Genomic DNA, 16107 nt, shown 5'->3' on the forward strand with positions numbered 1-16107 from the left:
CCTCGGGTTTAACCCGAGGACTTGTGGCGGGGATCCAGCCACCGCGCGTCGGCGCGGTGAGAGAACTCTCACCCTCCCCTTGAGGGGGAGGGTCGGCACGCAGTGCCGGGGTGGGGTGACCTGCGGCATACGCAATTGTCTCTTGTGTTCGCGGTGGTCACCCCCACCCGCCGCGTTGCGGCGACCTCCCCCCTCAAGGGGGAGGTGGGTGATCCACAACGTCCTGTAGCCACGCGCGAACAATTCGCCGTGGGTTTTCAAAGAGCAGGTGGCCGGGGCACAACGTATGCCTCAGAGTAAAGTAGTAGGTGACACACGCCGTGCCCCGTTTCGGTGTCTTTTGCCGCGCTTCTCAGGTTCTTCTACGCTTTTGCCTCTTGTGAAGGAAAAAGCCTCCAATGCCCCGGCCCGGCCGCTTATTCGCCAGGCCTTTCAATGCGGCGGGGTTTAGCCCTGGACCCTTGGACGGCAAAGCCGTCCGGCGGGGTGAACCGCCCGTGGTGTGGCTACCCGGCACGCCCGGCCCGCTTTCACGAACCGGAGGAGAACCGCCTTTCACGCAGCCCCGGGGATTTCGCGCGCGTTTCGCCAAACCATCCGGGCACCGGCTCCGCCTCGCCGGCAACGCAATCCGGTGTATCCTCGGCGGAACGAAGTCATGATGGCATGGAACGAAAGGGCGGGGATTTGCGGGGATGATTTTTTGTTTTGGAAGAGGGACGGAAGTGGCCGCCTTCACCCTAAAACGGTCCAGGCAATCGGTTAGGAGAAACACCATCAACGCTCAAAGGCTTCGGAAATTACGTTTTCCGGGCCGCGAGGGAGGCATGATGCCCTCCTGTTGCGTCTCTGCGCCGCATGATTCAGCGTCTCAAGCAAGAAAGCCCGACTTAACAGGAGAGGCTGCGCCCTTACCTCCACATTCATATACAGCTAAAAATCAAATGATCGATCTCTATGCGTCTAGAAGTGGTAGATATCATCTACATCATGTTGTTATATCGCGCTGACGACTCAATTAGGCGATCGGGGGAAGCCTTGAACCAGTACATCAGCGACAAAATAGAAGCAGTTATCACTCAGCCTGACGCTGTGTTCAATCCACTATTGAGGCTTGAGACCGATCTTCGCGCAGAGGCCAAGCGTCGCAAACCCCCATTAAATTTTAAAACAGTACGTCCTGAGGACGTTGCTGAAGAGTTGGGCAATGGCTGGGCCGTAAAGAAAGCCGGTAAACGGCAAACTACGTTGGGACGGCCGAAACAACACGATCAATTACTTGAAGATCGGATCTGGTCCTTGCTGCGCATGATGGGCTACCAGCAGATGAATGGACACAGATCTACTATCGAATTTAAACGAACCGATGGTTCAATAGGCCGAAAACAAATAGATGTATTCGCGGCTGACGCAGAGACTGCGATAGTTGCAGAATGCAAATCACGAGAAACGAGAGGCCGAAAGAGCCTTCAGAAAGATCTCCAAGATACAATATTACTACAAGAATATATAAGAAAATTGATTTACTCAAGTTATCCGAACACAGCCAAGCCGAAGATAATTTGGCTTTATGCTACCAATAATATAATTTGGTCAGAGTCGGATTTGGAGAGAGCTGAAGACGGAAAAATAACAGTAACGACCGAGAATGAAATTCAGTATTTTGAAGCGTTTCTGAAGCATATGGGCCCAGCAGGAAAATATCAAATACTTGGTGAGTTTTTAAAAGGACAAAAAGTTCCCGGGCTCGAGGGAGTTAAAATACCCGCGATCAAAGGAAGGATCGCTGGAGAAACATTCTTTAGTTTTGTAGTTACACCTAGAAATCTCCTACGTATTGCGTTTGTTAATCATCAGGCGCTCAATCATCCTGACGGAAAACCCGCTTACCAGCGAATGATTTCGTCAAGCCGAATCAAAGAAATCGGAGAGTTCATCAAACAAGGGGGATTCTTTCCGACCAATATCCTCGTAAACTTCACATCCCCTCCACGATTCGATCCTATTTCAAATAAAGAAAATACGGATGATAATATCAAATTTGGATGGCTTACACTTCCGCAACTATATAGGTCAGCATGGATTATTGACGGACAACATAGACTATATGGATATTCGAGTATCACCGATAAATTTCTTGATCAAAGCCTTTTTGTATTGGCATTCAATGGGATGGATACACATAAGGAGGCAGATCTATTTATCACCATCAACCACAAGCAGAAAAGCGTTCCGAAAAGTCTATTGGTGAGCCTTCTTGCCGATTTGCGACTAGGAGATAGCGACGCAAGGACAGCAACGTCGGCACTGGCTTCTGCTGTGGTCCGGGCGATTAATACCGATAAGACTAGCCCTCTTTCGCGTCGCTTTATTACACACGGCGTTCCACCTGAGGCCAATCAGAATCTAACCGTATCCGAGGCGGTCAATGGTCTGGTGAGATCCGAGCTTATTGGGCGGGTCATTGGCAAGGGGCGGTTGGGAGGACCGCTTTCTGGCCCAACCGACGAGGCTACCATTACTCGCGCAAAGATTGTATTGAATGCCTATTTTGAGGAACTCAGAAAGACCAATCCAGAACGATGGGAAGCCGGACGAACAGGTTATATCTCGACCAATCCTGGCATACGCGCCCATCTTGGGTTAATCGCCGAGGTTGTGAAATATCTAAGTCAAAAAACAGGTCAGGACTTCCATGCAATTCAAGAAAAAGAGTTTGCTGCCTGCGTTGTCGATTTTACCAAGCCTCTTTTTGATCATTTTAGTTCGGCAGACGATGACGCCATTTCGCAAAAATTTTCTCGCAAGTTTGGCGAGGGTGGTGTCAAAGAGTACCTGTATCACCTGCTGAAGGTGATACACGATGTGCATCCTGACTTCGGGCCGCAAGAATTCATAACGTGGATATCACAACGTGAGTCCGCGAGGGTCGATGAAGCCAACGCGTTTGTGATGAACTTGTCAGAGCGACTTACTAATTACGTCATCGAAACTTTGAAATCAATTCACGGCACTCACATCCTTCCGTCGGGGGATGCTGCGTTTTGGGAGGTCGGAGTCGAGAGTCGGCGGGTTAAAGATAACGCTTATAGAAAACAACAAGAAGATAAGCAGGAGAGGAGAAAACCAAGGGAAGCTTATTTCGATTTGATTGATCTCGAGGAGATTGTTAAGCAAAAGAATAACTGGGATCATTTTGAGTACATATTTAACATGCCAATGGAAGACGAGAAAAAGGGGAAAAAGTACTATCTTGACTGGATATCTAGGTATAACGAATTGAGAAGAGTTGCAGCCCATAAGAATAATATGAGAACGTACACAGAAGAGGATATCGAGTTTCTTGACTGGCTTAGGTCTGAATTAACGCCGAAATTGAAGAGTATTTCCTAGTATGGTCAGTCCTATATTAAAGTGGGCCGGAGGAAAGCGATGGCTCGTTGTCGCTGATCGCCTCCCTAAGCCTTCGAAATATCAGCGTTACGTCGAGCCGTTCTTGGGAAGTGGGGCCGTATTCTTTCACCTGAAACCTTCAAGCGCAATATTGTCGGACTTGAACGCCGATCTAATAAACCTCTACAAAGTTGTCCGGGATAATCCGTGGGAATTTGAAGAAAGAATGCATGCTCATCAAGCCATGCATTCTAAGGAATACTATTACCAAATCCGAGCGAAATTATGTGTAGATGCTGATGCCGCTGCTGCTCGTTTTCTGTACCTAAACCGAACGTGTTGGAATGGCTTATACCGAGTTAATAAACGAGGCGAATTCAACGTTCCTATTGGCACAAAGCAAGCTGTCGTGATGAGTACTGATGATTTTTTAGCTGTTTCCGAGACTTTAAAACGGGCCGAGCTACGAAATGAGGATTTTGAGAAAATAATTGATGAGACCCAGCATGGAGATTTTCTGTTTGTCGATCCTCCATACACTGTCCAGCACAATTTCAATGGATTCCTGAAGTACAATGAACAGATTTTCAGTTGGCAGGATCAAATACGCTTGAGTAATGCCCTGCAAAAGGCGGCAAATCGGGGGGTTTCCATCGTGTTGACTAATGCTGACCATGAATCAGTCCGCCAACTTTACGTGCAAAAATTTCAATACCGGAAGCTTGCCCGGCAATCGGTATTGGCCGGGAAGTCCAACAAGCGTGGCGGCACCACAGAGGCGATATTTACATGTAACCTCGAAGGTTAATGGGCATGCCCGATTCCTTGACCATCAGCATTGAGTTTTCTCGTTAGACAACCACTTCATTCGAGGAAGCCTTTGCGAGTGATCATCGTCTGCCGTCCCCTTGTGGGGCGGAGCGGCCGTTCTCTCAACCCCCCCTACCCCTCAATCTCCTCCCGCAACATCTCCAGCTCCAGCCATTCCTCCTCCATCCGCACAATCCCCGCCCGCAGCTTTTCCATCTCAGCCGCCAGCGCCGAAAACCGGGCCGGGTTCTTGGCAAACAGCTTCGGATCGGCCATTTCCGTCTCGCGCCTGGCGATCTCGGCTTCTGCCTTTTCCATCTCCTTCGGCAAATTCTCCAGTGCGAATTTCTGTTTGAAGGAGAGTTTGCCTTTGCCCGCTTTTGGCGCGGAGGATGAGGTGCCGGTGTCGGCGGAGCGGGCTTTTTCGGCCTTGTCGGCCCGCTTCTTTTCGTCGGCCATGCCCTTGCGCTGGGCCATCATGTCGGAATAGCCGCCGGCATATTCGATCCAGCGGCCATCCGGCGCGTCCGGGTTGGCAGGCGCGATGGTGGAGGTGACGGTGCGGTCGAGGAAGTCGCGGTCGTGGGAGACGAGGATGACGGTGCCGGGGAAGCCGGCGACGATTTCCTGGAGCAGGTCCAGCGTCTCGATATCGAGGTCGTTCGTCGGCTCATCGAGGATCAAGAGGTTGGTCGGGCGCGACAGGATGCGGGCGAGCATCAGCCTTGCCCGCTCTCCGCCGGACAGGTTCTTGATCGGGGTGCGCGCCTGTTCGGGCTGGAACAGGAATTCCTTCATATAGCCGGTGACATGACGCTGCTCGCCGTTGACGAGCAGGTTGTCGCCGCGGCCGTCGGTGAGGTAATGCGCCAGCGTATCCTCGAGGTTGAGGTCCTCGCGGCGCTGGTCGAGCGTGGCGATCTCCAGATTGGTGCCGAGCTTGACCCAGCCGCTGTCGGGCTTGATCTGGCCGGTCAGCATCTTCAGGAGCGTCGTCTTGCCGGCGCCGTTGGGGCCGACAAGGCCGATGCAATCGCCGCGATGGACGCGGATCGAGAAGGGGGCGACGATGGTGCGGTCGCCATAGGTCTTGGTGATCTGGTCGGCCTCGATCACCAGCTTGCCGGATTCGCGGGCGTCGGAGACCGTTGCCTGCACCGAGCCCTGCGGGCCGTTATGGCCGCGATGCTTGGCGCGCAGGTCCTGCAGCGCGCCCAGCCGGCGCATGTTGCGCTTGCGCCGGGCCGTCACGCCATAGCGCAGCCAGTGTTCCTCGCGCTCGATTTCCTTGCCGAGCTTGTGCTGCTCGATCTCTTCCTCTTCCAGCACCTTGTCGCGCCAGGCCTCGAAGAAGGCAAACCCCTGGGACAGGCGGCGCGACTGGCCGCGATCGAGCCAGACGGTGGCGGTCGAGACCTTTTCGAGAAAGCGGCGGTCATGGGAGATGACGACAAGGGCCGAGCGGCTCTTGATCAGCTCGCCTTCCAGCCATTCGATGGTGGGCAGGTCGAGATGGTTGGTCGGCTCGTCGAGAAGCAGGATATCCGGCTCCGGCGCCATGACGCGGGCAAGGGCTGCGCGGCGGGATTCGCCGCCGGACAGCTGCGAGGGGTCCTCGTCGCCGGTGAGACCCAGATGTTCCAAGAGGTAGGCGACGCGGTAGGGGTCGTCGCTGGGCCCAAGGCCGGCTTCGGCATAGGCGCGGACGGTATCGAAGCCGTCGAAATCCGGCGCCTGATGCAGGTAGCGAATGGTGACGGAGGGGTGGCGGAAGATCTCGCCGGTCTGCGGTTCGGCAAGGCCGGCGGCCATCTTCATCAGCGTCGATTTGCCCGAGCCGTTGCGGCCGACAAGGCAGATGCGGTCGCCCGGCTCCACCTGAAGGTTGGCGCCGGCAAGCAGCGGCGTGCCGCCGAAGGAGAGGACGATATCGTCGAGTTTCAGAATGGGCGGCGCCATGGTCAGGCTCCCGGAAGGTCTTGCGGACGGGCAAGAATGAGCGCCCGGCCGGAGGAAAGGGTGAAGCGGACGGTGCCTTCGGCGACATTGGAGATGGTGCGCGAGGAGCCGAACGGCAGATGGAAATCGTCAAGCGGATAACGGGCGCCGGCTATGGAAAGCCCGGTCAGCGTATCGAGCCCGAGGATGGAAAACAGGCTGCCTTTCGGCAGGTCGATGTCTCGGCTGCCGGGCAGCAGCGGCCAGGCTTCCTCCTCGCCGGAGGTGAGCAGCACGTCGAAGCCGTCTTCGGCGAGTTTGGCGGCATAGAGCAGGTGCATGAAGGCATGGTCGCTGCGCTCGCCACCGAGAGCGCCGGCGAAGATCAGCCGGGTTGCGCCGCGCTCGAGGGCTGCGGCCACGGCGATCTCGCCGTCGGTCTCGTTCTTGGCGGGCGGATAGGGCTCGCGGATCACGTCCGGCCATTCGGCAATCAGCGCGTCCGGCGTGGAATCGAAATCGCCGACCCAGAGTTCGGGCTTCAGCCCCAATGCCTGCGCATGCCGCATGCCGCCATCGGCCGCAATCACGCGGGCGCCGGCAAGGTGCGCGCGCAGCCGGTCCGTCGGTGTCAGCGCGCCGCCCATCAGGATTGCAAAGGCCAGTTGTCTCATGGCGCAAGGCCATAGCGTAAACAGGGGGAGGAGGGGAAGGGGCAGCGCAGCATTTGCATCGAGGCCGGTCTGAAAGGGGCGGCAGGCGCCTTCTTCTCTCCGGCGGGGAGGCGTGCCGGGTGAAACGAGGCGATGAGGGCGTTTCCGCATATTCCGAACCCGCCGCCCCCTCATCCACCCTGCGGGCACCTTCTCCCCGCTGGGGAGAAGAGGAGGCGCGCGTTACGGCGCGGCGCGGCGCTCGGCATTTTCCTTTTCGCGCGCCTGATGGACGCGCTCGAAGGAGGTGACGAAGCGGTCGAACAGGCCGGCAAAGGCGGTGACGTCGTCTTCCGGCCAGTCAGCAAGGATGCTCCCGATCACCTCGCGCTTGACGGCCTTGACCTCGCGCATCAGCGTGTTTCCCAGATCGGTCATGACGACGATGATGCGGCGGGCATCGGCCTGCGAGGCTTCCCGGCGAAGAGCACCGCGCGCTACCATGTCGGCGACGATGCGGCTGGCGCGCGACGGATCGATGCGCATGAATTCGGCGATCGTGCCGACCGTCACCTCGCCTTCGGGCTCGGCGCGCCAGACGGCATCGAGCACGTCGAGATGGGTGATTTCGAGGCCCGGGGCGACATTTTCGATGGCAAGGCGGGCCAGCACCCGCCGGCCGACCAGCAGCCGCCAGCGGCCCATGGACTGGCTGATGGAGGCGCGGTTTGCCTCCTTCTCGCTCTGGCGGGTGTCGTTTTCGAGTGTCGGCATCGTGTTTTCCATGGGCCGGACAATAGCAAAGCCTGGTGCCTTGAGAAAGCCGGAATGTGCGGTTCACATAAATGTGCTGTTGACAATTATATGCTGATAGCACATTAATTGACGAAAGCAACCGGATACCCCCCATGGACATGCATGTCACGCCTGCGCCGCTGGTCTCCAGCCCCGCGCTTCGGCTCACGCTTTTCTTCTTCCTGATGACGGCCCTGTTCATGGCGACGCTGGACAACCAGATCGTCGCCACCGCGCTGCCGACCATCGTCGGCGAGTTCGGCCAGATGGAGCGCTTCGGCTGGATCGGCTCGGCCTATCTTTTGGCCACCTGCGCGGTGATGCCGCTCTACGGCAAGCTCGGCGATCTGTTCGGCCGCAAATATGTGATGCTGACGGCGGTGACGATCTTCACCCTGGGCTCGATTGCCTGCGGCCTTGCGGTGTCGATGAACACGCTGATTGCCGCCCGCGTGCTGCAGGGGCTGGGCGGCGGCGGCATCATGGTGTCGATCTTCTCCATCAATGCCGATCTGTTCGAGCCGCGCGAGCGGGCCAGGTACCAGAGCTATTCCAGCCTGGTGCTGATGGCGTCCGGCGCCATCGGCCCGGTGCTCGGCGGGGCGATGAGCGATCACTTCGGCTGGCGCTCGATCTTTCTGATCAATATCCCGATCGGCATCGCCGTGCTCGCCGGCCTGTTTTTCTTCCTGCCCTTCCGCCGGCCGACGCGCCGGCCGACGATCGATTATGCCGGGGCGCTGCTTCTGGCGGGTGCCGTGACGATGGTGGTGCTGCTCGGCGATGGGGCGGAACTGTTCGGCTCGCTGTTTTCGCTCGGCAGCCTTGCGGTCGTTGCCATCGGCGCGCTGTGCGCCGTGGCCTGGGTGCTGGTCGAGCGGCGGGCGCCGGAGCCGGTCGTGCCGCTGGCGCTGTTTTCCAATCCGACCTTCAGCCTGATGCTGGTGATCTCGCTCGCCAGCGGCGCGGTCGGCATCGGCATGGTCAATTATTTCGCGCTGTTCTTGCAGACGACGACGGGGCTCAGCCCCTCGCTCGCCGGGCTTCTGTTCATCATGCTGACCGGCGGCATCGTCTGCGGCGCGCTGACGGCGGGACGGCTGATTGCGCGCTCGGGCTGCTACAAGCCGTTTGCCATCGTCAGCGCCAGCCTGACGATGCTGTCGCTGCTGATCTTCTCGCAGATCCACCCCGGCACGCCGCTCTATGTGATCTGCGCCGTCATGGCGCTGCATGGCATCGGCATCGGCTTCGGCCAGCAGGTGCCGATCGTCGCCGTGCAGAACATCGCCGCGCGCGGCGATGTCGGGGCCGCCACCGGCGCCGTCACCCTGTCGCGCATGGGCGGCGCCTCGATCGCCATCTCCATCTACGGCGCCATTATCGCCAGCGGTCTGGCGCGCGGCACGAACGCGATCCCGGGCATCGACGACATCGAAAAGCTGACACCGCTGGTGCTGTCGACACTGCCGCAGGCAACGCGCCAGCTGGTCGCCGAAAGCTACACGGCCGCCTTCCAGCCGCTGTTTTTGACGGCGATGGGCATATCGCTGATTGCGCTGGTTTCGGCGGTGAGCGTGAAGGCGGTACGGTTGCCGCAGAAGGTGGTGTGAGGGGTGACCGTCCCCCGCACCCAATTGATCGGTACCGCTTTAAGATATCGCGAGACCTTCTGCGCAGCTTATGGTCCGGTTGGTGCGATCTTCTACAAAACCTTATCAGCATACCACCGTTGTTTACGGCGTTGGTTCAAAAACCCAGTTTGCCTTCTCGGAAGCAGGCTGAAACCTCAGTGAAAATGATCGGCGGGCAACGAGATAGGCGGCGAACCAGAAAGCGAAAGCTATCGAAAGCAAGATTAAAGATGTCGATACTGCATCACCTCTCCTCACAATAGCTTGATCGGTAACCACTCCGGCAATACCGAAGATATACTCAAGTGCGAAAAATATTAGCAGACTGATCGCTACCCAACGAAACCTCCCAGGGGCATTGGAGCGAGAGGACGTTATCAGCCTCCACACGACAACCGACACTAGAAGCCAACCAACAAACGCAATACCAACAAAAAAAATGCCCACGATCATATCTGCAGAATCGAGTAATATAGCATCTAAATCGCCAAGGGAATTTACTATGTCGTGTATTGATTGCGGATTAACGGAGAGGGCTAGCTCAAGTCCACATATAAAACCAACAATTCCAATTATTAATATTCTGGTTTTATGAAAAGTAGGGATATCACTCAAATTAAACCAGACAGATAAATTAATCAACATCGACATAATTGAGAGTATCGTTGCAAAAATGATAATAGTAAAAAACAATAACAAAAAGAACGTAATAGCGTCAGTGAACATGGAATTTAAAGCCTCTTCCATAGTGTTTGCATCCACCTCTGGGATATGATCTATGCTCTCGACTACAGAAGCACCAAGGCCTATCATGTAACCATTCCAACCCAGGCGAAAAATGCCTGGCCTCAGAACCATCAGGGGGTTTCCGACTGCGCGAATTCTTTCTTTTAGATTAGGGTGTACTGAGAAAATTTGAAAAGATCTACTTTCTTTCTTCGCCGCCTCCGACGTCAATCCACCGGCAAGAAGTCCTTTCATCGGCTGAGGGCCGACAATCGAGGCCGCGGTAATATCAGCGTAACTTTCTCGCACCCTCAGAAATGCGCCATATTGGATTCTAAGAATGACTACCCAAAACAGGGTCTTGCCTGCGAGTACGGCGAGCATCATAAGGTTGAACCCGATCCAACCAAATCTCACCGTGGCGAATTCAACAATCGATTCATGGCCACCCGGCCATTTTGGCCATATTCTCACGAAGATATTGATAAGCTGAGAAAAATACAAAATAATAGCGGCGGACAAAAAAACAAATGAAACGACAATAAGTGCCCTAGCAAAGAAAGCTACCGCAACGTCTTTATTCTTAATATGTCCTAATTCATGCGCAATAATAGCGTCGAAATCCTCCGGCCTCTTGATAAAAAGCAATAATAGTCCGCGCCCCATCAATATCGTTTTTTTGCCTGGCAGACCCATCGCCACCGCGTCGCCATTGGCAATGTCTCGGTCCATAAGGAGCCGAGGCATTTCAACCCCCAGCCGAACACTGATTTCCTTCGCTCGTTGAAAAAGCGGGCTTTCGCTCGCGACCTCCTGCATCTCTCCGAACGAGCGCTTTTCGAAATAAGGGTGAACCAGATAGAGCGCAAAGGCCGCCGAAAACGCAAGCACAGCTCCTGCCGCACCGTTCGCCAAGCCTGCGAAGTCAGACAGCTTTCCCAGTGCTGAAGGATTTATGGAAATCCAAGCTTGACCATATACGAACGCCAGCAAAAGTACGGCACACAGCATCAGTGAGAACTGCGATCTGGTAACGCTTGGAAAATGCGACAGGTTTACCCGCTTTATTGTCATAGCTGCGAGCGACCGAAAGCCGACTTCAGAGAGTTGGTAATACCTGCCACTTGGGTTTCGTCACACCCCTTTTCCACGGCAACACTCACAACCGCCTGGAGAATGCCTTCAACCTCCTCCACGGTTAACGTCACAGGTGCGGACTCCTGAAAGCGGCCCTTGATCCATGTTCTGATTTTTTCGCTAAAGCCCGCTTGAAGTTCTGCTGCCGCGTCTTGCGCAACCCCGACAAGCATCGGTTGAGCAATTGCCCAAAGCGATTGAACGACAATTTTTCCAACGTCCATCAGCACTATCGCCATGATTACCCCGCCTGGCGACGTACCGAAGGCCAATGTCCTGTCCTTCTTCGCTTTTGGTGTGGTACTGTACGCGTCGATTATCTCGTCATAAAACGGGCTTTCTTCTGGTGCGATGTCTGCCGTCATGTATCGTCCGAACTCGCGAGCCAAGTCGTTTTCGATGTTTTTCATAGTATCCCCCAAGCTATCTTAGCGATTTTTTAAATATTTCATTGCTCAGCTCGTTCTGAGCAGAAGGCTAGATCGACGAGGCATTCCAGGTTACCACTGTTACAATACAGTATGGATTCAGCCCAATGCGACTTGAAATATCTTTAAAATGGGCGGTGCGAAGCCGCGAGTTTATTTGGTTTATACCGAGAATACTTAGTTGTATTCGGAGAAATTTCGCCAATTATCCGCCTTTGATGCGCAAATTTGACTACTATACGTCGGCGCAACCATTCGTATGAAATCCGCCATTTGACATCAAGTCGCTAATAATCAACCAAAAATATCTTTATAGAACACGAATTTTATGCAAGTTCAACTATTATTATATCTATATACAGAGATAATCTGTTTAAATTCGGACACTAACGCAATTTAAGAGTTACGTCGTCGTAGATTCGATTGCATTTCCCTCGATGACGGCGGGCAACGTGACGACATTAAAACGACAATGCTGCATAGCCAAGGGATACTGTCGGGAATGCAATATGTGGCTCTGAGCGGGGTGCAGTGTTTTTATGAGACGATGAAAAGTATCATTTTATGATAAAATGCTGCTCGGGTTGACCATAAGCGGCAAAAAGTAAGCAATTGGCCTACGACGCCGTATCATGCGCAGGTTGCTTGGTCATGGGTACAAATACGTTCCACGCCGCTGGTGACTTTCGCCGCTTTCCAAATTGGGCGTCCCCTCCCACCCCTTGCCAAGCCTATCCCTCACGTCTAAATCTCCTCCTGCTCTAACGGGGTGCCGTTCGTCGTTCTCGACGTCCGGCTGAGAGGCTGCCGCCAGCCAACCCGAAGAACCTGATCCGGTTTGTACCGGCGGAGGGATTAGACGGCACAATCAGCGCCCTCTTCCCCATTTTTGGATTTAAAGGAGGCGCGGATGCGCAAGGCAATCATTCCACTTCTCGGGCCATTTCTGGCGGCGATCGCGGCGCTGACGACCGCGTTTTCGGCATCGGCCGAAGACAAGGTGCTGACGGTCTATACCTATGAAAGTTTTACCAGCGAATGGGGCCCCGGTGCCAAGGTCGCTGAAGCGTTCGAGAAGACCTGCGGCTGCAAGGTCTCCTATGTCAGCGTTGCCGATGGCGTCGAGCTTCTGACCCGGCTGAAGCTCGAAGGGGCCTCCTCCAAGGCGGATATCGTGCTTGGGCTGGATACCAATCTGGTGTCCGAGGCCAAGGCGACCGGGTTCTTTGCGCCGCATGGCATCGATACGGCGGCGGTCAAGGTTCCCGGCGGGTTTTCCGACGATACGTTCGTGCCCTACGACTACGGCCATTTCGCCGTGATCTATGACACGCAGGCGATCAAGGTGCCGCCGAAGAGCCTGAAGGACCTGGTCGAGGGCGATCCCGCCCAGAAGATCGTCATCGAGGATCCGCGCACCTCCACGCCGGGCCTCGGGCTGCTGCTCTGGGTGAAATCGGTCTATGGTGATCAGGCGGGTGCCGCCTGGGCCAAGCTCAAGGATCGCGTCCTGACGGTCACGCCCGGCTGGTCGGAAGCCTACGGCCTGTTCACCAAGGGCGAGGCGCCGATGGTCCTGTCCTATACGACCTCGCCGGCCTATCACATGATCGCCGAAAACACCGACCGCTATCAGGCGGCGGCGTTTTCCGAAGGCCATTATATCCAGATCGAAGTGGCCGGGATGACCAAGGCTGCCAGGGACCCGGCGCTGGCGAGGGATTTCCTCTCCTTCGTCACCGGCCCGGAGTTCCAGTCGATCATCCCGACGACCAACTGGATGATGCCGGTGGCCGCCACCAGGGAGCCGCTGCCGGAGGCTTTCGGCAAGCTGGTGACGCCGGCAAAAACCTTCCTGATGTCGTCGGATGAGGTTGCGGCGAACCGCAAGGCCTGGATCGACGAGTGGCTTTCGGCGATGAGCAAGAATTGAGAGGGGGGATTCGTTTCGTCTGAGTAAAGGCCCCTCATCCGCCCTGTCGGGCACCTTCTCCCCGTAAACGGGGAGAAGGACCAGGCGGCAACCTCCGTCGTCCCCTCTCCCCGCGTGCGGGGAGAGGGCTAGGGTGAGGGGCTGGGACTGTCCGTTGGAAACAAAGCCATCATGATCAACCGCATCGAGAGACGTCTGACACTGACCGCCGGCGCCCTTTGCCTCGGTGGCATCGTGCTGTTCGTCTGTCTGGCGGCCTATGCGTTGCTGGCCTTCGATGTGCCGGGTACACGCAGCGACGCGGCGCTGTTCGATGCCTATGTCTGGCGTGTCGCCCGCTTCACGCTGCTGCAGGCTTCGCTCTCGACAGGTCTTTCCATCCTCTTCGCCATCCCGGTCGCCCGGGCGCTGGCGCGGCAGGCGGGTTTTCCCGGCCGGGTCTGGATCATCCGGCTGATGGCGCTGCCGCTCGGGCTGCCGGCGCTGGTCGCAGCCCTTGGCCTGATCGGCATCTGGGGGCGGCAGGGCGTGCTGAACACGGCGTTCGCTGCGCTGGGGCTGGATCAGCCGGTCAGCATCTACGGGCTTTCGGGCATCCTTCTCGCCCATGTGTTCTTCAACATGCCGCTGGCGGCCCGGCTGATGCTGGGCGGGCTGGAGCGGATTCCCGGCGAATACTGGCTGGTCGGCGCCAATCTCGGCATGCGGCCGCTGTCGATCTTCCGTTTCATCGAATGGCCGGTGATTCGTGGCCTGCTGCCGGGCATTGCCGGGCTGATCTTCATGCTCTGCGCCACCAGCTTCACGCTGGTGCTGATCCTCGGCGGCGGGCCGGCGGCCAGCACGATCGAGGTGGCGATCTATCAGGCGCTGCGCTTCGATTTCGATCCGCCGCGCGCCATCGCCCTGTCGCTGCTGCAGATTGCCGTGACATCGGCGCTGCTGGTTGCCATCCGTTTTCTGACACCGACGGCCGATGAGGGCCATGGCGGCGGGCGCAGGGTGCGCCGGTTCGATGGAAGGGGCCGGTTGGGCCGGGTGGCCGATGGTCTGGCGATCGCCCTTGCCGTTCTGTTCGTCGCGCTGCCGCTCGGCTCCGTCGTTTCTGCCGGCCTGCGTGCCGATCTCCTGCGTCTGGCCGGCGAACCGCTGGTGCGGCGGGCACTGGTGACGAGTATCGTCATCGCACTGGTCTCCGGCCTGCTCTGTGTGGTGGCCACGGCGGTGATGATCCGGGCGCGGCAGGCGGTATTGGCGTCGCGGCATCCGTCTGCGCTCCATCGCGGCTTTGCCTCCGGTCTTTCCGCCGGTTCGTCGCTGGTGCTGCTGGTGCCGCCGGTGGTGCTCGGTGCCGGCTGGTTCCTGCTGCTGCGGCCGTTCGGCGATATCACCGTCTTTGCGCCGCTGCTGGTGATCCTGATCAACATGCTGATGGCGCTGCCCTTCGTCTACCGCGTGCTTGAGCCGGCGATGGCGACGCATGCCGCCCGCACGGCAAGGCTTGCCGCAAGTCTTGGCCTTGGCGGCTGGCACCGGCTGCGCTTCATCGACTGGCCGGGCCTGAAAAAGCCGCTGCTGATGGGCCTGTCCTTTGCCTGCGCCCTGTCGCTCGGGGATCTGGGGGCCGTGGCGCTGTTCGGCTCGCAGGATATGGTGACGCTGCCCTGGCTGCTGTATAGCCGCATGGCCAGCTACCGTTCCACCGATGCGGCCGGGCTGGCGCTGGTTCTCGGCCTCGTCTGCCTGGTGCTGACCATCGCCGGCACGCCGTCGGCTGGTAATGATGATCGGAGGAGACACGATGCCGCCGCCTGAAACGGATACCGCCCTTCGTCTTGACGGCGTGGTCGTGCGGTTCGGCAAGACCGGGCTGCGGTTCGATTGCGCCATCGGCAAGGGGCAGATCGTGGCGGTGACCGGCGCATCCGGCTCCGGCAAGTCGACGCTGCTCAATGTCATTGCCGGGTTCGAGACGCCGGATGCGGGCACCGTCGAGATTCTTGGCGAAGACGTTGCCGGCCGCGATCCGGCGGAGCGGCCGGTCTCGGTGATCTTTCAGGAACACAATCTGTTTTCGCATCTCGACGTCAGCACCAATATCGGGCTGGGCATCGATCCGTCGCTCCGGCTGGGGCTGAAAGAGCGTGCAGACATCGCTACGGCGCTCGAACGGGTCGGGCTCGATGGTTTCGGCAAGCGCCTGCCGCCGACGCTGTCGGGCGGCGAACGCCAGCGGGTGGCGCTGGCCCGCGCGCTGGTGCGGCGCAAGCCGGTGCTGCTTCTCGACGAACCCTTCGCGGCGCTCGATCCGGGTTTGCGCGCCGGCATGAGCGGCCTGCTGCGCGATCTCCATCGGCAGGAAGGCAATACGATGCTGATCGTCACGCATCACCCGGACGACGTGCGGGCGCTGGCCGATAGCGTCGTTTTCCTTGACGAGGGCCGCATCCTGCTGCACGAGCCCACGGCGCAGTTTCTCGATCACAGCGATATTCCGGCCGTGGCGCGCTTTCTCGGCCGGTGAACATCGCCTGCGATGGTCCTGCCACAATTTGGACCATAGCCTGTGCGACGGCGCTTTTGACACCTCGTTTCCGTTGCGTTCGCGCCATAGTTGCCGAGATGTCACGGGGCAACTATTTCTGTGGGTGACTGCTGGC

11 protein-coding genes and 1 riboswitch are annotated in these 16107 nt (G+C 57.4%); of the genes, 6 read left to right on the top strand and 5 right to left on the bottom strand.

The features are described from left to right. Nucleotides 1–1038 precede the first annotated feature (1038 nt). Entirely contained in the window at nt 1039–3393 is a 2355-nt protein-coding gene (locus tag ADU59_RS16730) for a DGQHR domain-containing protein (RefSeq protein WP_158515729.1), read from the top strand. Nucleotide 3394: 1 nt separating this feature from the next. Continuing rightward, nucleotides 3395–4201 carry a DNA adenine methylase gene (locus ADU59_RS16735; RefSeq protein ID WP_068955281.1) on the top strand — a complete coding sequence of 269 codons (807 nt, stop codon included), beginning with the start codon at nt 3395–3397 and terminating at the stop codon, nt 4199–4201. A 134-nt stretch (nt 4202–4335) separates the two neighbouring features. Here the strand turns inward: ADU59_RS16735 and ADU59_RS16740 are convergent, their stop codons facing one another. The 3 genes from ADU59_RS16740 to ADU59_RS16750 form a co-directional block, all read right to left on the bottom strand. Continuing rightward, a complete protein-coding gene (locus ADU59_RS16740) occupies nt 4336–6162 on the bottom strand; it encodes an ABC-F family ATP-binding cassette domain-containing protein (protein ID WP_068955282.1) in 1827 nt (608 codons plus the stop codon). 2 nt (nt 6163–6164) lie between these two features. After that, nucleotides 6165–6815: a thiamine diphosphokinase gene (locus ADU59_RS16745; protein ID WP_068955283.1), complete on the bottom strand. Its 651-nt coding sequence runs from the start codon at nt 6813–6815 to the stop codon at nt 6165–6167. 222 nt (nt 6816–7037) lie between these two features. Beyond that, the gene (locus tag ADU59_RS16750; protein ID WP_099050846.1) at nt 7038–7568 is read right to left on the bottom strand and encodes a MarR family winged helix-turn-helix transcriptional regulator; all 531 of its coding nucleotides are present in this window, start codon (nt 7566–7568) and stop codon (nt 7038–7040) included. Nucleotides 7569–7702: 134 nt separating this feature from the next. Between ADU59_RS16750 and ADU59_RS16755 the strand changes: the two genes are divergently transcribed. Continuing rightward, entirely contained in the window at nt 7703–9202 is a 1500-nt protein-coding gene (locus tag ADU59_RS16755) for an MDR family MFS transporter (protein ID WP_068955285.1), read from the top strand. A 123-nt stretch (nt 9203–9325) separates the two neighbouring features. On the opposite strand, the gene ADU59_RS16760 is transcribed toward ADU59_RS16755, so the two are convergent. Beyond that, nucleotides 9326–10960, bottom strand: a complete 1635-nt coding sequence (locus ADU59_RS16760; protein WP_158515730.1) for a M48 family metallopeptidase — start codon at nt 10958–10960, stop codon at nt 9326–9328. A gap of 59 nt (nt 10961–11019) precedes the next feature. Beyond that, on the bottom strand, nt 11020–11496 hold the full coding sequence (locus ADU59_RS16765; protein ID WP_139093182.1) for a hypothetical protein: 477 nt from the start codon (nt 11494–11496) through the stop codon (nt 11020–11022). 773 nt (nt 11497–12269) lie between these two features. Further along, a riboswitch (TPP riboswitch) is annotated at nt 12270–12386 on the top strand. A 38-nt stretch (nt 12387–12424) separates the two neighbouring features. Here ADU59_RS16765 and thiB point away from each other — a divergent pair. The 3 genes from thiB (at nt 12425) to ADU59_RS16780 (ending at nt 15971) form a co-directional block, all read left to right on the top strand. Further along, a complete protein-coding gene (gene thiB, locus ADU59_RS16770) occupies nt 12425–13447 on the top strand; it encodes a thiamine ABC transporter substrate binding subunit (protein ID WP_083198311.1) in 1023 nt (340 codons plus the stop codon). Nucleotides 13448–13618: 171 nt separating this feature from the next. Then, nucleotides 13619–15262: a thiamine/thiamine pyrophosphate ABC transporter permease ThiP gene (gene thiP / locus ADU59_RS16775; protein WP_083198312.1), complete on the top strand. Its 1644-nt coding sequence runs from the start codon at nt 13619–13621 to the stop codon at nt 15260–15262. Then, on the top strand, nt 15249–15971 hold the full coding sequence (locus ADU59_RS16780; protein ID WP_068955288.1) for a thiamine ABC transporter ATP-binding protein: 723 nt from the start codon (nt 15249–15251) through the stop codon (nt 15969–15971). The genes thiP and ADU59_RS16780 overlap by 14 nt, the downstream gene beginning before the upstream one ends. Nucleotides 15972–16107 lie beyond the last annotated feature (136 nt).

Source organism: Pararhizobium polonicum (assembly GCF_001687365.1).
Lineage (GTDB): Bacteria > Pseudomonadota > Alphaproteobacteria > Rhizobiales > Rhizobiaceae > Pararhizobium > Pararhizobium polonicum.